Here is a 16,019-nt window from a genome sequence, read left to right on the forward strand (position 1 = left end):
CACCCCCGACCCCCAGGGACGTTCCCCATGACATTCGTCGTCGAAGCCCAGCGACAGCCCGGTGAAATCCTCCTGGACCGGCTCGGCACGCCGGGCGAACCCGACCGGTTCTACACGCAGCTCGGCCGGACCGGCCTGCGGGTCAGCCGGCTCGCACTGGGAACGGTGAACTTCGGCGGCCGGGTCGAGGAGCTGGAATCGCACCGGCTGCTGGACCACGCGTTCGCCCGGGGCATCAACTTCGTGGACACCGCGAACATGTACGGCTGGCGTGTCTACAAAGGATACACCGAGGAGGTCATCGGCCGGTGGCTGGCGGCGAGCCCGTCCCGGCGCGACGACGTCGTGCTGGCCACCAAGGTCGGCAACGAAATGGGCCCCGGCCCCAACGAACGCGGCCTGTCCGCCCGGCACATCGTGGCCGCCTGCGAGGCGTCGCTGCGGCGGCTGGGCACGGACTGGATCGACCTGTACCAGATGCACCTGGCCGACGCCACGAGCAGCTGGGACGAGGTTTGGCAGGCGATGGAGCAGCTCGTCGGCCAAGGCAAGGTCCGGTACGTGGGCTCGTCCAACTTCGCGGGCTGGAACCTCGCGGCGGCCCAGGAAACGGCCCGCAGCCGGCAGTTCCTCGGCGTGGTGGCCGAGCAGTGCGGCTACAACCTGGTGACCCGGTTCCCGGAACTGGAGGTGCTGCCCGCGGCGCAGGCGTACGGCATCGCGGTGTACGCCTGGTCCCCGCTGCACGGCGGGCTGCTCAGCGGCGTCCTCCGGAAACTGGCCGACGGCACCGCGGTGAAGTCCGCGCAGGGCCGCGCGGTCCCCGCACTGGACGAGTGGCGCGACACCATCGCCGAGTACGAGCGGTTCTGCCGCGAGATCGGCCGCGAGCCGTCCGAGGTGGGGGTGTCGTGGGTGCTGTCCCGCCCCGGGGTGACCGGCGTGGTCATCGGCCCCCGCACGGAAGACCACATCGACGGCGCGATCGACGCACTGGGCGCACCCCTGTCCGAGCCGGAGACCGCCCGCCTCGACGCCCTGTTCCCCCCGGCCGGCAAGGGCGGACCCGCGCCGCAAGCCTGGATGTCCTGACGCTCGAGAGGAAAGACGATGTCCGAACACAAGAACCCGCGGATCCTGCCGCACGAGTCCCCGGTGGAGAAGGAGGTCCGCGAGCGCCTCACGAAGCTGCTGACCGAGACGCCGATGCCGCCGGTGTACCTGATCGACAACCTCCCGGTGTACCTGCGCCGCCACCAGCTCGCCGACCTGCTGACGATGGACGCGCTCTACCGCGAGCTCGTCGACCTCCCCGGCGTGATCATGGAGTTCGGTGTCCTGCACGGCCGGCACCTGGCGACCCTGGCGGCGTTGCGCGGCATCCACGAGCCGTACAACTCCTTCCGCCGGATCATCGGTTTCGACACGTTCACGGGATTCCCGGACCTGTCCGAAGTGGACGAAGTCAGCCCGAGCGCGGCGGTGGGTCGCTTCGCCGTCCCCGAGGACGAGGTGGACCACCTGCGCGAGGTGCTCGCCGCGCACGAAGCAGGCGACCCGGTTTCGCACGTCCAGCGCACGTTCGTGGTCCAGGGCGACGTCCGCGAGACGGTACCGCGGTACCTGGAGGAGAACCCCGAAACGGTGATCGGGATGGCGTTCTTCGACCTGGACCTCTACGAGCCGACGCGCGACGTGTTCGAAGCGATCCGGCCGCACCTGACCCGAGGCAGCATCCTGGCGTTCGACGAGCTCGGCCACCCGCGGTGGCCTGGAGTGACGAAGGCGCTGCGCGAGACGCTGGGATTGGAGAACCTGAAGCTGCGGCAGCTGCCGCACCGCGAGCAGCCGGTGATCTACGCCAAGTGGGGCGAGTAGCCACCGAAACGCCGAAAGGGCGCGCCGCGAGCAATCGCGGCGCGCCCTTTCGGCGTGGGACTCAGCGGCTCAACGTCCCCCGGTAAGTCCGGTTCACATCCACCGCCGACACGCTCACGTACCCGTCCAGCAGCGCCTTCGTGTCACTGCCCGGCTCGAGGACCGGCGGCGGCGTCACCGCGTTGTACCCGATCTGGTACGTCCCGTCGCCGTTGGGCGTGTACGCGATCCGGCCCTGGACCACCTGGCCCACCGACGTCCAGCGCACCGGCGACGGTCCCGCGCCCGGCTGGACGTCCGGCTGGTTGACGTTCACCAAAGCCATGTCCTTCACGAACGTCCACGTCCGGGGCGAAGCCAGCAGCCGGACCACGACGTCGGCCGCGGCCGCGTACGTGTCGTTCGACGGCGGGGGCGAGACCTGCGTGCCCGCGCTGACCGCCACCGCGGGCACACCGCGCTCGACCGCGACCGTCGCCGCGCCGATCGTGCCGGAGCCGTTGACCGCGATGTCCGTGTTCGGGCCGGAGTTGATGCCCGAGACGACCAGGTCCGGGCCGCTCGTCCAGCCGAGGCGCTGCGGGAGCACGCCGGTCAGCGCGATGTCGACCGAATCCGCCGGCGTGACCGACGGGCTGTCCGCCACGCACGGGGCCGTGCCCTGGCAGACGCCCAGCACCAGGCCGTGGCCGGGCGCGCTCGCGCAGTCGGCCGCGAACTCGGCCGGCACGGCCAGTGGCGGGGCCACGGCGACGAAGGGCGCCCCCGACACCGCCCGGCTCTTGCCGCTCTGCTGCGCCCACGGCCCGACGACCGCCACGTTCGCGCCGGCGCGGCACAGGGCCTGCCGGAGCACGTAGAGCCCGCGGCCGTCGGATCCGTTGGCCTTCGCGGCCTGCACGCCGTCGTCGTTGACCAGCACGATCTTCTTGCCGGCCAGCGACACCCCGTCTTCCCGCGCGCTGGCCTGTGCGGGTACCGCCACCGCCGTGATTACCGCCGCGGCGGCCGCGACCCGCAGAACTTTGGACAGCATCGTCCTCCTCTTCCGATCAGTTGTGTGCGTGCACGAGCCATTCGATGCGCCGGACCACTTCGGACGGCAGGGGCAGCGCGGCGATCTCGCGCGCCAGGCCCGCCGCGGCCGCGGCGTAACGGGGGTCGGAAATGATCTCCTGGCACTTTTCGGCGATCGCCTCGGTCGTGGCCTGCTCGTGCGTGAGCAGCACCGCGGCGCCGGCTTCGACGAGCCGGCGGGCCATGTCCATCTGGCGGAACTGCCCGGCGTCCGGCAGCAGCACCTGCGGCACGCCGAAGCTCAGCGCCGTCATCATGGTGCTGCCGCCGCTCTGGTGCACGAGGACGTCGCAGGTCGGCGCGAGGATGTCGAGCGGGATCCAGCCCACCTCGACGTTCTTGTCGTCCAGACGCTCCCGCAGCGTCGGAACGGCCTCCTCGGGCACCGCCACCGCCGCCTCCACGTCGAGCGTGGTGACGTTCTTGACGATGCCCTGGACGAAGTCGTACTGGTGGTAGTCCGCCACGCCCGTCCCGACGGTGATGCCGACCCGGGTGGCCGCGCCCTTGGTGTACATCCACGGTTCCAGGCGGCACTGCGAGTTGCCCGCGATCCACCGCATCATCTGCCCGTGCTTCGACCCCGGTTCCCGCAGGCTCGGCGGCATGACCTCGACCAGCAGGTCGGGTTCGGGCAGCGCGTCCAGCCCCAGCTCGGCCAGCTCCGTGCGCAGCTGGGCCGTCGCCCCGGCGTCGAACAGCTTCGGGTCGTGGATGTCCCACGCCTGCCGGACGTACGGGACGCCGAGCCGCGCGGCCAGCAGGGGAGCGCCGTAGGCCAGCATGCCGCCGATGACCACGTCCGGGCGCCAGCTTTCGCCGAACGCCACCAGGCTGTCCATCGGCAGGGTTTCGATCACCGCGAACAACCGGCCCGCCCAGTGCTCGCGCTCGACGGCGTCCGCCGGCACCTCCGCCAGGCCGTGTTCGGCGCGGATCTGCTCGCGGGTCAGGTTCGGCTGCATGACCGGCACGGCGGGCAGGCCGGCCGCGGCGATGGCCGGGACGACGTCGTCGGCGGCCGCGGTCACCATCACCTGGTGCCCCGCGTCGCGCAGGGCCGTGGCGAGCGAAACGTGGGCGAAGAACGTCGACGGGGTGATCCCGGCGAGCACGATGACCTTCAAGTGTCCTCCTGGCTACAATCCGTCCGCAATGGACGGTGGCGTGTTCACCACAGCGTGTGCAGGCCCGTCAGCAGGCTGCGCGCCTCGACGTTGAAGTAGTTGCTGTACCGCACCAGGTTCGTGGCCTGCCGCGCGGTCATCCAGATGTAGTCCGGCGGCACCTCGACCGGAAACTCCTCGCCCACTTCGACCACCAGGTAGCGGTTCTCCGCGTGGTGGAAGCGCCCGCCCTCCTCCGAGTGCACGACGTCGTGCATGACCGCCTCGGGCGGGGCGTCGAGGACGTTGCGCAGGTACCGCGGCGGCTCGGCGCCGGCGTAGTTCTCCGGCGTGCAGTGCACGGTCGGGGCCATCTCGATGACGTCGAACGTGCCCGCCTGGGTGCGCGCCTGCACGAGCACGTGCAGCACGCCGCCGATCCGCTTGGCCAGGAAGGCGAGCAGTCCGCGGCCGACCGGCGCCAGCATCGGCTGCGTCCAGTGCGCCACCTCGCGGTTGCTCGCCTGGACGTCGACGCCGATCACCGAGAAGTACTTGCCCTCGTCGTGGCTGATGTGCTTTTCCGCGGAGTGCCAGCCGTTCACCTGGTTGAGCGGGATCCGCTGCTGGTCCAGGCTGTGCTTCGTCTTGGCCTCGGTGAACCAGCTGAGCACCGACGGCAGCTCGTGCAGCGCGCCCTTGCGCTCGGCCAGCGACCGCAGGAGCGAGCCGCGGAACGAGTCCTCGTCGAGGACCGACGGCCGGTCGACCGGCGCGGCGAACGGAATGCCCGAAAGCACGGTCCGCGAGTCCATGTTGACCAGGTTGTCGACCTGCAGCAGCTCGTGCAGCTGCGCCAGGGTCAGCCAGCAGAAGTCCTCGAGCACCGGGATGTCGTCGGTGACCTCGATGACCATGTTGCGGTTGCGCTTGTGCAGGAACCACGCGCCCTGCTCGGACTGCAGCACGTCGACCAGCACCCGGCCGCGCCACGGGGCGGTGAAGTACTCCAGGTACGGGATGGGCTTTCCCTTGTGCACCCGGGTGTAGTTGCTGCGGGTGGCCTGCAGCGTGGGGGAGAGCTGGGTCAGGTTGACGTTGCCCGGCTCCATCTTGGCCTGCATCAGGCAGTGCAGGACGCCGTTGAACTCCTTGACGAGGATGCCGAGGATGCCGGTCTCCGGCTGCCGGATGATCGGCTGCGTCCAGTGCGCGCGCTCGCTGTGGTCGGTGTGCACCGCGAGTCCTTCGACCGCGAAGAACCGGCCGCTGTCGTGCACGAGGTTCCCGGAGTCCGGCTGGAACCGCCAGCCGGCCAGCTCTTCGAACGGGACCTGGGTGACCTGGTAGCTGTTGGCCGCCTGGCGTTCGGCGAACCACTCGTGGAACGCGGGGGTCGGGACCACGACCCGGTCGTGGGTGTTGGCCGACTCGGTGAACCGGCGCAGCAGGTCGTCGTCGGTCGTGGTCAGCAGCCCGGCAGTGGACATCGGCGCGCGCCCTCTTTTCCTTCGACCGTGGGATCAAGCCGCTGTCGGCCCGCATGAGTCGTCCGTAGGCTAGGGCGGCCGTCTCCGGCCGGACATCCCCCGTTCTGATAGCGGCACCCGGTTGCGGAGAGCGAACGACCAGCCTGAGGGATTCCGCGGTCACCGGTGCTCCCGGTAAGTAACTGTCAGGCCGAGCACAACCGCGCGAACCTAGGGAGACCGGTGTTCGAGACACACGAGCAGCACGTCTGGATGCGCGGGGAAGTGCCGCCCGCGAAGGTCCGGTACGACGAGGAAACGCGTATCCACCACGTGTACGGGTACGACGACGCGCTGACGGTCATGATGGATCCGGCGACGTTTTCCAGCAATTCCCAGCGCCTGATGCCGACCAAGTTCAAGTTCGCGACGGAACTGACCGACGGGAACATGGTGCGGCTCGACCCGCCCGAGCACACCCAGCTGCGCAGCATCGTCAACCGCGGGTTCACCCCGCGGATGATCGACAACCTGGACGGGCGCATCGAAGCGCTGACCCACCAGCTGCTCGACGAGGGCGAGAACGGCGACCGGATGGACCTGGTCGAGGCGCTCGCCTACCCGCTGCCGGTGATCGTGATCGCCGAGATGCTCGGCGTGCCGGGGTCGGACCGGGTCTGGTTCAAGCAGCTGATGACCAAGCACCTCAACAGCGACAAGGATGCGCTGGAGGACGTGGCGGCCGCGATGGAACAGCGGGTCGCCGACATCCAGCAGCTGCGGGCCTACCTGGCCGAGCACACCGCCGAACGCCGGCGCACCCCGCGGGAGGACCTGCTCACCGCGCTGGTCCAGGCCGAGGTGGACGGCGAGCGGCTCACCGACGCCCAGGTGGTCAACTTCGCCAACCTGCTGCTGATCGCCGGGCACGTCACCACCGCGTCGATGCTCGCCAACACCGTGCTGGCGCTGGACATCAACCCGGTGCAGGCCAAGCGGATCCGCGAGGACCGCGAGCTGGTGCCGGGCGCGATCGAGGAGTCGCTGCGGATGTACCCGCCGTTCCAGCGCATCATCCGGGCGACCATGACCGACACCGAACTCAGCGGCCACAAGATCCCGAAGGACCGCTTGGTGTCGGTGTGGATCGGCGCGGCCAACCGCGAGGAACGCATCTTCGCCGACCCGCACGCCTTCGACCCGACCCGCGACTACAAGCTGCACCTGTCGTGGGGCCACGGCGTGCACTTCTGCCTGGGGACGCCGCTGAGCCGGCTGGAGGGCCGGATCGCGCAGAACATCCTGTTCGACCGCTACCCGGAACTGCGCACGGACCCGGAACACCCGCCGGTTTCCCAGCCCTCGCCCGATTTCACCGGCCTGCAGTCGCTGCCGGTCATCCTTCGCTAGTTGTTCCGGGGCAACACAGCTTGCCCACGCCGGAAAAGCCGCTTGCACCGCAGCGGCCCTATCAGGTTGGGGGATGTTCGCCGGGTGCCGTCTCCCTATGTTCGAAAACGGGCCTCGGCGCGTTCCGGCCCCGGGCCGGCGAACCGCCCGCATTCCGACTCGAGGAGAGGTTCATGACCAGCACCGCCGAGACTTCGGCCGAAAAGGTGGATCTGTTCGCCCCCGACGTGATTGCCGACCCGTGGGGCGCGCACGCCCGGGTGCGTGAGGCGCCGACCCTGCAGATCGGCGGGTTCATGGGCGGGCCGCCGATGTTCCTGGCCGCCCGCTACGAACACGTCAAGAGCGTCCTCACCGACCCGCGGTTCCTCACCAACCCGCCCGAGGACGCGGACATCGAGGACATCCGCAACGGCGTGTTCGAGCACCTGGAGATGCCGGAGGAGCTGATCCCCTGGCTGAAGAACCTCATCAACGCCTCCGACGGCGACGACCACTCGCGGCTGCGCAAGCTGGTCTCCTACGCGCTCACCAACCACCGGGTGAGCAAGTTCCGGCCCCGCGTCGAGGAAATCGCCGCGAAGCTGCTCGACAAGCTCGCCGAGGCGACGAAGGACGGCTCGCCGATCGACCTCGTCCAGGCGTACTGCTACCCGCTGCCGATCCAGGTGATCTGCGAGCTGGTCGGCGTCGACGAGGAGGACCGGCCGATCTGGAAGACGTGGAGCGACGCGATGGCGACGCTCGACGGCAAGCGGCTGCCCGGCGCGGTCCGCGCGGCGCTCGACGGCGCCCGCGCCCTGATCGCCCGCCGGCGCGCCGAGCCGAAGGACGACCTGGTCACCGCGCTCGTCCAGGCGCAGACGAAGGACCCGGGCATCGTCACCGACGACGAGCTGGTCGGGATCCTGTTCAGCCTGGTCACGGCCGGGCACCAGACGACGACCTACCTGATCGGGAACTCGGTGCTCGCCCTGCTGGAGCACCCGGACCAGCTCGCCCGGCTGCAGGCGGACCCGTCGATGTGGGCGCAGGCCGTGCGTGAACTGCAGCGCCTCGGCCCGATCCAGTTCGGGCAGCCGCGGTTCGGCACCGAGGACATCGAGCTGGGCGGGGTGCTGATCCCGCGCGGGATGCCCGTCGTGCCGATGATCATGGGCGCGAACAGCGACCCGCGGAAGTTCCCCGAGCCGGAGAAGCTGATCGTCGACCGGCTGGGCGTCGGCAGCGAAAGCCACCTCGGTTTCGGCAAGGGCATCCACCGCTGCCTCGGCCAGCACGTCGCCTACCTCGAAGCGGAGGTGGCGCTGCGCGGCCTGTTCACCCGGTTCCCGGACCTGTCGCTGGCCGTGCCCCGCGACGAGGTCCCGTGGATCCTGCGGCCCGGGTTCACCCGCACCAAGGACCTCCCGGTGCGGCTCGGTACGCCGTCGTCCTGAAGCCGCGGCCCCGAGCCGCGCAGCTCGCCGGGGGCGGGTGCCCCGGGGCACCCGCCCCCGTGGCCGTCCCGGGGCGCCACGTTCTGAGGAGGCATCATGGATTCCGGACCGGGCACCGGCTTCGCCGCGCCGACCACCACCGCCGACCGGCTCAAGGAACTGCGCCGCCGCACCGAAGAAGTGGTGGCGCACGGCTCCGTCCGGGCGGCCGAGCGCCAGCACCCCCGCGGCCGGCTGACCGCGCGGGAACGCATCGACCTGCTGCTCGACCCCGGCACGTTCGTGGAGCTCGACGCGTTCGTCCGGCACCGGTCGGTCAACTTCGGCCTGGAGCACAACCGCCCGCTGGGCGACGGCGTCGTCACCGGGTACGGCGAGGTGGACGGGCGGCCGGTCTGCGTCTACAGCCAGGACGCCAGCGTGTTCGGCGGCTCGCTGGGCGAGGCGCACGGCAGCAAGATCGTCAAGGTGATGGACCTGGCGGTCAAGACCGGCCGGCCGATCGTGGGCATCAACGACGGCGCGGGCGGCCGGCTGCAGGAAGGCGTGGTCGCGCAGGCGATCTACGGCGAGATCTTCCGCCGTAACGTGCGCACGTCGGGCATCGTGCCGCAGATTTCGCTGATCCTCGGCTCCTGCGCCGGCGGCGCCTGCTATTCACCCGCACTGACCGACTTCGTGGTGATGGTGGACGGCAACTCGCACATGTTCCTCACCGGCCCGGACGTCATCCGCGGCGCGACCGGCGAGCAGGTGGGCATGGAGGAGCTGAGCGGCGGCCTGACCAACAACACGCGCTCGGGCAACGCTCACTACCTCGGCGCCAGCGACGAAGACGCGATCGGGTACGTCCAGCAGCTGCTGTCGTACCTGCCGTCCAACAACCTGGCCGACCCGCCGACGTTCGCACCCGGCGGCGTGTCCGTGGCGGCCGCCGACCTCGACGCCCTGGTCCCGAACCTGGCGACGCAGCCCTACGACATGCGGGAAGTCCTGCGTTCGGTGGTCGACGAGGGCGAGCTCGACGAGGTGCAGGAGCTGTACGCACCGAACGTCATCGTCGGCTTCGCCCGGATCGAAGGGCAGAGCGTCGGTGTCGTGGCCAACCAGCCGCTGCAGCTGGCCGGCTGCCTGGACATCAACGCGTCCGAGAAGGCGGCCCGGTTCGTGCGCACCTGCGACGCGTTCAACGTCCCGGTGGTGACCTTCGTCGACGTGCCCGGTTTCCTGCCCGGCACCGAGCAGGAGTGGAACGGCATCATCCGGCGGGGCGCCAAGCTCATCTACGCCTACGCCGAGGCGTCGATCCCGCTGGTCACGGTGGTGATCCGCAAGGCGTACGGCGGCGCCTACGACGTGATGGGCTCCAAGCACCTCGGCGCCGACCTCAACTTCGCCTGGCCCACCGCCCAGATCGCGGTCATGGGCGCGAGCAACGCGACGGACGTGCTGTACCGCAAGACGATCGCCGAGGCGGCCCGCCAGTCCGCCGACGTGGAGGCGCTGCGCGCCAAGCTGGCCAAGGAGTACGAGGAAACCCTCCTGACCCCGTACCTGGCGGCCGAACACGGCTACGTCGACGCCGTCATCGAGCCGTCACAGACCCGGGAGTACGTGGCGACGGCGCTGAAGAGCCTGCGGGGGAAGCGGGACCTCCGGCTGCCCCGCAAGCACGGCAACATCCCGCTCTGAGAAACCCCGATGTGGCGTTGGTTGCGTCCAGCGCACCCAATGTGGCGTTGGTTGCGTCCAGCGCACCCAATGTGGCGTTCGGTGCGTCCAACGCACCGAACGCCACATTGGGGCGCATCAGCCGCCCCGGCCCACCCGCGGCCGTCAAGCCTCGGAAGGTGCCGGGCTCGCCGAGAACTGGGCCGCGTGCAGCCGGGCATAAGCGCCGCCGGCCTTGAGCAGTTCCTGGTGGCTGCCCTGCTCCACGATCCGGCCCGCCTCCATCACCAGGATCACGTCCGCGTCGCGGATCGTCGAGAGGCGGTGGGCGATCACGAAGCTCGTCCGGCCCTCGCGCAGCGCCGCCAGGCCCTGCTGGACCAGCATTTCGGTGCGGGTGTCCACCGCGCTCGTCGCTTCGTCGAGGACCAGGATCGCCGGTTCCACCAGGAACGCGCGGGCGATCGTGATCAGCTGGCGTTCACCCGCTGAGAGGCCGTCGCCTTCGGCGGCGAGGACCGTGTCGTAGCCGTCGGGCAGGGTGCGGATCAGGCGGTCCGCGTGCACCGCCGTCGCCGCCGCGACGACTTCCTCGCGGGTGGCGTCCGGGCGGCCGTAGGCGATGTTGTCCGCGATCGTGCCGCCGTAGAGCCAGGTGTCCTGGAGGACCATGCCGATCCGGCGGCGGAGGTCGTCGCGGGTCATGTCCGTGATGTCCACGCCGTCGACCGCGATCGTGCCCGCGTCCGTGTCGTAGAACCGCAGCAGCAGGTTGACCAGGGTCGTCTTGCCGGCGCCCGTCGGGCCGACGATCGCCACCGTCTGTCCCGGTTGGACGGTCAGGGACAGGTCGTCGATCAGCGGGCGGTCCGGCACGTACCGGAACGACACGCCGGTGAAGACGACCCGGCCGGTGAAGGACGCCGGACGTTGCGGCTGCGCCGGGTCCGGTCGCTGCGGCTCGGCGTCGTGCAGCTCGAAGACGCGCTCGGCCGAGGCGAGCGCGGACTGGATCGGGCCGATCAGCGACGCGATCAGGGAGATCGGCTGGTTGAACCGCAGGACGTACTGGATGAACGCCTGGAGCGAGCCGATCGTCAGTGCGCCGCCCGCGACGCGGACCCCGCCGACCACCGCGATCAGCACGAAACCGACGTTGCCGAGAAACGTCAGCGCCGGAGCGACCAGCCCGGACCGGAACTGGGCTTCGGCGCCGGCCGCGCGCACGTCGTCGTTGTACGCGGCGAACTTCTCCCGCGACTGCCCCCAGCGCCCGAACGCGGTGACCAGGTCGTGGCCGGTGTAGACGTCCTCGAGGTGGCCGCCGAGGGCTCCGGTGGCCTTCCACTGCCGGGCGAACTGCGGCTTCGCGCGGCGGGCGAGCACCTTGGCGGCCCACAGCGTCACCGGGAGGACGACCAGCGCGACCACGGTCAGCAGCAGCGAGATGCGCAGCATCATCACCAGCGACCCGATGAACAGGAACACCGACGTCAGTAGCAGGCTGGCCGTCTGCTGGACGGACTGCGAGACGTTGTCGATGTCGTTCGTGGTGCGGGACAGCAGGTCGCCGCGGGACTGGGTGTCAAAATAGGACAGTGGCAGCCGGGACAGCGTCACGTTGGTGCGTTCGCGCAGCCGGAACGCCATCCGCTGGACGACGGTGGCCGTCAGCCGGCCCTGGGCCACCGTGCTCGTGCCGGACAGCACGGCCAGCACGCCCGCCCACAGCAGGAACCGGTTGACCGCGGCGAAATCGACGCCGCCGTGGCGGATGCCGTCCACGATCGTGTCGGTCGCGTCCCCGAGCAGGGACGGAATGGTCACCAGGGTGGCGTTGCTGACGATGGCCAGCAGAGCCATCGCGGTGATCCGCGCCCAGTCCGGGCGCATGGTGGCGAGCAGCCGCACCGCGGTGCCGCGGCTGGTGGCCGTCTTGGCGGGTACCTGTGCGGTGCTCATCAGGCCGCCTCCGCCACGGTCAGCTGCGAGTCGACGATCTGCGCGTAGGTGGCGCTGGTGGCCAGCAGTTCGTCGTGGGTGCCGGTGGCCTCGACCCGGCCGGCTTCGAGGACCACGATCGTCTCCGCGGTGCGGATGGTAGACACGCGCTGGGCGACGATCACCTGGGTGGCATCCCCGATTTCGCGGGCGAGCGCGGTGCGCACCGCCACTTCGGTCGCGTTGTCCAGCGCGGAAAACGCGTCGTCGAACAGGTAGATCCGCGGCCGGGCCAGCAGCACCCGGGCGATCGCGAGCCGCTGCCGCTGCCCGCCGGACACCGTGCTGCCGCCCTGCCCGATCACCGTGTCCAGCCCCTCGGGCATGGCCCGGACGAACTCGGCGGCCTGCGCGACCTCCAGCGCGTGCCACAGCTGGGCTTCGTCGGCGGCCGGGTTGCCGAAGCGGAGGTTGTCCGCGACCGTCCCGGCGAACAGGTAGGCGCGCTGCGGCACCAGCCCGATCTGTGCGGACAGGTCGCGCCGGGCCACCGCGCGGACGTCGGCGCCGTCGAGGCGCACCGCGCCTTCGTCCACGTCGAGCAGCCGCGCCATCACGTTGACCAGGGTCGTCTTGCCGCTGCCGGTCGAGCCGATGATCGCGGTGGTCCGGCCGGGCCGCGCGGCCAGGCTCACCCCGCGCAGGACGGGGACTTCGGCGCCCGGGTAGCCGAACGTGACGTCGGCGAGGTCCAGGTCCCCGCGCCACTTCTCCACGGCGACGGGCGTGGCGGGCTCGGCGATGCTCGGCTCGGTGGTCAGGACCTCGGTGATCCGGCCGGCGCTCACCTTCGCCCGCGGCGCCATCATGAAGACGCTCAGGCCCTGCGTGACCGCGCCCAGGGTCAGCGTCAGGTAGGTCAGGAACGCGATCAGCGTGCCCAGCTGCAGGTCGCCACCGACGACCCGGTGCCCGCCGATGGCGAGCACCGCGACCGCGGCCAGGTTGGAGATCAGCAGCGAAGTCGCGCCGAAGAACGCCTGCACGCGGCCCAGCCGGATGCCCACGTCCATCAGGTCGGTGTTCGCCTCGGCGAACCGGCGCTTTTCGTTCGCGTCCCGGACGAACGCGCGGATCACGCGGATGCCGGTGATCTGCTCGCGCATCACGCGGTTGACCGCGTCCACGAACCGCTGCAGCAGCCGGGACGCCGGCACCATCTGCCGGATGAGCAGCCCGATCGTCACCACCCCGACCGGCACCGCGACCAGCAGCACCAGCGAGGACGGCGCGTCCTGCCGCACGGCCAGCACGATGCCGCCGGTCGCCACGAACGGCGCGGTCAGCAGCATCGCCAGCGTGGTGTAGCAGATCAGCTGCACCTGCTGGACGTCGTTGGTGCTGCGGGTCAGCAGCGACGAGGCGCCGAACCGGGCCATTTCCCGCGCGGAAAAACCGGACACGCGGTCGAACAACGCGGCCCGCAGGTCCGCGCCCAGTCCCATCGCGACTCGCGCGCCGAGGTACACCGCGCCGCCCGCGCAGGCGATCTGCGCCAGCGTCGCGGCCAGCATGATCCCGCCGTGCCCGAGGATGTAACCGGTGTTGCCGGTGAGCACGCCGTAATCCACGACGTCGGCGTTCAGCGTCGGCAAATACAGCAACGCCACGGCCTGCGCCACCTGCAGCAGGACGATCACCAGCAATTGACGGCGGTATCTGCCCAACCGCGGTTTCAGGAGGGCCAGCAACGAGGACGGCGGCGACGCCGGTTCGGCGGGTGCGGTCATGGCGCCACCATAGCCAGGTCTACGGCGGTGTTTCCCGCCGCCGTTGACAGCACGGTCGGGAACAGAGCCGTTGGCACGGAAAAGCCCTCCAGTCAGCGTGCGATGCCACGCGCCCCGCCAGGATTTCGGACGCCGCGGCGCGGAGCCACTACCAACCTTGGTAGTTCCCTTTTCGCGCCCCCTATTACCCTGGCAAAACGGGCATCCGGTGGCTCATGATGCCCGCGTGAACGATGCTTATCCGTTGGATGATCCTGACGGCGCGCCGGAAGAACCGGTCGGCCGCCGGACGTTCCTCACCTCCGCCATGCTCGGCTCGGCGGGTCTGGTGGTGGGCGTCAACGTGTTCGGCCCGAGCCTGTTCGGCTCGGGCGCACCCGAGGCGGCGGCCGCTTTGCCGGCCCAGCCGCTCGGGCCTGGGGCCCCGAATTTCGGTCTGACCAAGTTCCTCGACCCGTTGCGGATCCCGCCGGTGCTGCGGCCGCAACAGGATCTGCTCACCGTCCGGATGACGAACGCCCGCGTCCGGCTGCATTCCCAGCTCCCCGAAACGGCACTGTGGACCTTCGAGGGCCAATACCCCGGCCCCACCATCGAAGTGCGCAGCGGGCGGCGCCTGCGCGTCGCGTGGAGCAACGAACTCACCGGCAAAATTCCCCTGGTGGCGGCGCGCGTGCCGTTCGCGAAGCCGTCACCGGCGTACACCCCCGGCTACCGCAACGCCGACGGCAGCCTGCCCGCCGGCGTCGGGCTGATCGACGGCGTCGCCGACCTGCCGCCGTGGAACGTGGTCCACCTGCACGGCGCGGTGACCGGCGCGCACAACGACGGCTGGGCGCACAACGGGACGCCGTCGGGCGACGCGCAGCTGACGCAGTACCCGAACCGCCAGGCGGCGACGGCGCTCTGGTACCACGACCACGCCATGGCCGTCACGCGGTTCACCGTCTACTCCGGGCTGGCGGGCATGTATCTGGTGCGCGACGCCGAAGAGGACGCGGCCGGGCTGCCGCGCGGCGAGCGGGAGATCCCGCTGATCATCGCCGACCGCAACCTCGACACCGACCCGGCCACCGGCGCGCTCACCGGGCAGCTGCTGTACAAGCTGCCCTACGTGCCGGCGACCGGCACGACGGCCCCGGTCACCGGTCCCTTCCAGCTCGTCAACGGCGTCATCTGGCCGCACCTCGACGTGGCCGCGGGCCTGTACCGCTTCCGCGTGCTGAACGCGGCGAACTCGCGGTTCTTCCGCCTCGACCTGATCGACGAAGCGGGCGTCCTGCACAACGACGCGGTCCGCATCGCGGGCACCGACGCCGGCCTGCTGCCGGCTCCGGCGCCGGTGCCGGCGGGCGGCCTGACCATCAGCCCGGCCGAACGCGTCGACCTGCTGGTCGACTTCAGCCGGTTCCCGGGCCAGCGCCTGCGGCTGTCCAACACCGGCAGCGTCGGCGAACCGGACATCATGGAGTTCCGGGTCGCATCGGGCGCCCGGCGCGAACCGGTCGCGATCCCCCCACGGCTCTCGAAGTCCTACGTGCGGCTCGTGCCGGGCACCACCGTCCCGGCCGACCACGACGAGATCTTCGTGGCGCTGCTGCCGGGAACCGTGGCCGGCGAACCGGACCCGACGATGTGGGAACTGCGGGAGATCACCGACCCGGCCGAGCTGCCGGCGCAGTTCCCGGCGGCCGGGATCATCCAGCTCACCGACCCGGCCACGGGGCAGGTGCGGACGTTCAAGAAGGTCGCCGGCCTGTTCGACGACACGAGAACGATCTTCATCAACCGCGACCGGTGGGCGGTCTGGCACTTCCTCCAGCTCGGCGGCTCACCGCACCCGATGCACATCCACATGACACGGCTGCAGCTGCTGTCCCGCTCGACGTGGACCGACCTGACCGCGTTCAACGTCCCGGTGGGCGGCACGAGCCGCCCGCTGCCGGCGCCGAACGCGGGCCCGGCGATCGAGAAGTGGGAGGAGGGCTGGAAGGACACCTTCCAGGCCCGGCAAGGGGAATGGATCACGGTGGCCGGCCAGTTCGACGGCGCCACCGGCGAGTTCATGTACCACTGCCACATCCTCGAGCACGAGGACATGGGCATGATGCGCCCGTTCGTCGTGCACCCGCCGGAGATCGCCCGGTTCCACATGCACCCGCACGTCGGCGTCCACAGTGGACAAAAAGCGACGGGGCACAGCGGGCACTAGACCACCGCGAGCCGGGCGGGAGATCC

At 70.5% G+C, this 16,019-nt stretch carries 11 protein-coding genes; 6 read left to right on the forward strand and 5 right to left on the reverse strand.

Going from position 1 to position 16,019, the window contains the following annotated elements:
* The first annotated feature begins 27 nt into the window (after positions 1-27).
* Together C2L59_RS17960 and C2L59_RS17965 are read left to right on the forward strand one after the other, a co-directional pair.
* The gene (locus C2L59_RS17960; RefSeq protein ID WP_233223543.1) at positions 28-1,092 is read left to right on the forward strand and encodes an aldo/keto reductase; all 1,065 of its coding nucleotides are present in this window, start codon (positions 28-30) and stop codon (positions 1,090-1,092) included.
* Between the two features lie 18 nt (positions 1,093-1,110).
* Positions 1,111-1,878 carry a class I SAM-dependent methyltransferase gene (locus C2L59_RS17965; protein WP_103350669.1) on the forward strand — a complete coding sequence of 256 codons (768 nt, stop codon included), beginning with the start codon at positions 1,111-1,113 and terminating at the stop codon, positions 1,876-1,878.
* 61 nt (positions 1,879-1,939) lie between these two features.
* On the opposite strand, the gene surE is transcribed toward C2L59_RS17965, so the two are convergent.
* The 3 genes from surE to C2L59_RS17980 are packed head-to-tail and all read right to left on the reverse strand — an operon-like array spanning position 1,940 to position 5,551.
* Positions 1,940-2,914 carry a 5'/3'-nucleotidase SurE gene (surE, locus tag C2L59_RS17970; RefSeq protein WP_103350670.1) on the reverse strand — a complete coding sequence of 325 codons (975 nt, stop codon included), beginning with the start codon at positions 2,912-2,914 and terminating at the stop codon, positions 1,940-1,942.
* Between the two features lie 16 nt (positions 2,915-2,930).
* Positions 2,931-4,082 carry a glycosyltransferase gene (locus C2L59_RS17975; RefSeq protein ID WP_103350671.1) on the reverse strand — a complete coding sequence of 384 codons (1,152 nt, stop codon included), beginning with the start codon at positions 4,080-4,082 and terminating at the stop codon, positions 2,931-2,933.
* A 44-nt stretch (positions 4,083-4,126) separates the two neighbouring features.
* Positions 4,127-5,551: an NDP-hexose 2,3-dehydratase family protein gene (locus tag C2L59_RS17980; protein WP_103350672.1), complete on the reverse strand. Its 1,425-nt coding sequence runs from the start codon at positions 5,549-5,551 to the stop codon at positions 4,127-4,129.
* A gap of 222 nt (positions 5,552-5,773) precedes the next feature.
* Here C2L59_RS17980 and C2L59_RS17985 point away from each other — a divergent pair, with 222 nt between their 5' ends.
* From C2L59_RS17985 to C2L59_RS17995, 3 genes are all read left to right on the forward strand, one after another.
* Entirely contained in the window at positions 5,774-6,940 is a 1,167-nt protein-coding gene (locus C2L59_RS17985; protein ID WP_103350673.1) for a cytochrome P450, read from the forward strand.
* A 173-nt stretch (positions 6,941-7,113) separates the two neighbouring features.
* Positions 7,114-8,379: a cytochrome P450 gene (locus C2L59_RS17990; RefSeq protein ID WP_103350674.1), complete on the forward strand. Its 1,266-nt coding sequence runs from the start codon at positions 7,114-7,116 to the stop codon at positions 8,377-8,379.
* A 96-nt stretch (positions 8,380-8,475) separates the two neighbouring features.
* Positions 8,476-10,071, forward strand: a complete 1,596-nt coding sequence (locus tag C2L59_RS17995) for an acyl-CoA carboxylase subunit beta (protein WP_103350675.1) — start codon at positions 8,476-8,478, stop codon at positions 10,069-10,071.
* Positions 10,072-10,215: 144 nt separating this feature from the next.
* On the opposite strand, the gene C2L59_RS18000 is transcribed toward C2L59_RS17995, so the two are convergent.
* Together C2L59_RS18000 and C2L59_RS18005 are read right to left on the reverse strand one after the other, a co-directional pair.
* Positions 10,216-12,012: an ABC transporter ATP-binding protein gene (locus tag C2L59_RS18000; protein ID WP_103350676.1), complete on the reverse strand. Its 1,797-nt coding sequence runs from the start codon at positions 12,010-12,012 to the stop codon at positions 10,216-10,218.
* Positions 12,012-13,781 carry an ABC transporter ATP-binding protein gene (locus C2L59_RS18005; RefSeq protein ID WP_103350677.1) on the reverse strand — a complete coding sequence of 590 codons (1,770 nt, stop codon included), beginning with the start codon at positions 13,779-13,781 and terminating at the stop codon, positions 12,012-12,014. The genes C2L59_RS18000 and C2L59_RS18005 overlap by 1 nt, the downstream gene beginning before the upstream one ends.
* A gap of 307 nt (positions 13,782-14,088) precedes the next feature.
* Here C2L59_RS18005 and C2L59_RS18010 point away from each other — a divergent pair, with 307 nt between their 5' ends.
* Positions 14,089-15,993 carry a multicopper oxidase family protein gene (locus C2L59_RS18010; protein WP_233223545.1) on the forward strand — a complete coding sequence of 635 codons (1,905 nt, stop codon included), beginning with the start codon at positions 14,089-14,091 and terminating at the stop codon, positions 15,991-15,993.
* Positions 15,994-16,019: the final 26 nt, after the last annotated feature.

Source organism: Amycolatopsis sp. CA-128772 (assembly GCF_002904295.1).
Lineage (GTDB): Bacteria > Actinomycetota > Actinomycetes > Mycobacteriales > Pseudonocardiaceae > Amycolatopsis.

What these genes read in the sequence shown, in the direction of transcription:
- C2L59_RS17960 (WP_233223543.1), top strand. Translation starts at nt 28, where the DNA reads ATGACATTCGTCGTCGAAGCCCAGCGACAGCCCGGTGAAATCCTCCTG.
- C2L59_RS17965 (WP_103350669.1), top strand. Translation starts at nt 1,111, where the DNA reads ATGTCCGAACACAAGAACCCGCGGATCCTGCCGCACGAGTCCCCGGTG.
- surE (WP_103350670.1), bottom strand. Translation starts at nt 2,914, where the DNA reads ATGCTGTCCAAAGTTCTGCGGGTCGCGGCCGCCGCGGCGGTAATCACG.
- C2L59_RS17980 (WP_103350672.1), bottom strand. Translation starts at nt 5,551, where the DNA reads ATGTCCACTGCCGGGCTGCTGACCACGACCGACGACGACCTGCTGCGC.
- C2L59_RS17990 (WP_103350674.1), top strand. Translation starts at nt 7,114, where the DNA reads ATGACCAGCACCGCCGAGACTTCGGCCGAAAAGGTGGATCTGTTCGCC.
- C2L59_RS17995 (WP_103350675.1), top strand. Translation starts at nt 8,476, where the DNA reads ATGGATTCCGGACCGGGCACCGGCTTCGCCGCGCCGACCACCACCGCC.
- C2L59_RS18000 (WP_103350676.1), bottom strand. Translation starts at nt 12,012, where the DNA reads ATGAGCACCGCACAGGTACCCGCCAAGACGGCCACCAGCCGCGGCACC.
- C2L59_RS18005 (WP_103350677.1), bottom strand. Translation starts at nt 13,781, where the DNA reads ATGACCGCACCCGCCGAACCGGCGTCGCCGCCGTCCTCGTTGCTGGCC.
- C2L59_RS18010 (WP_233223545.1), top strand. Translation starts at nt 14,089, where the DNA reads ATGCTCGGCTCGGCGGGTCTGGTGGTGGGCGTCAACGTGTTCGGCCCG.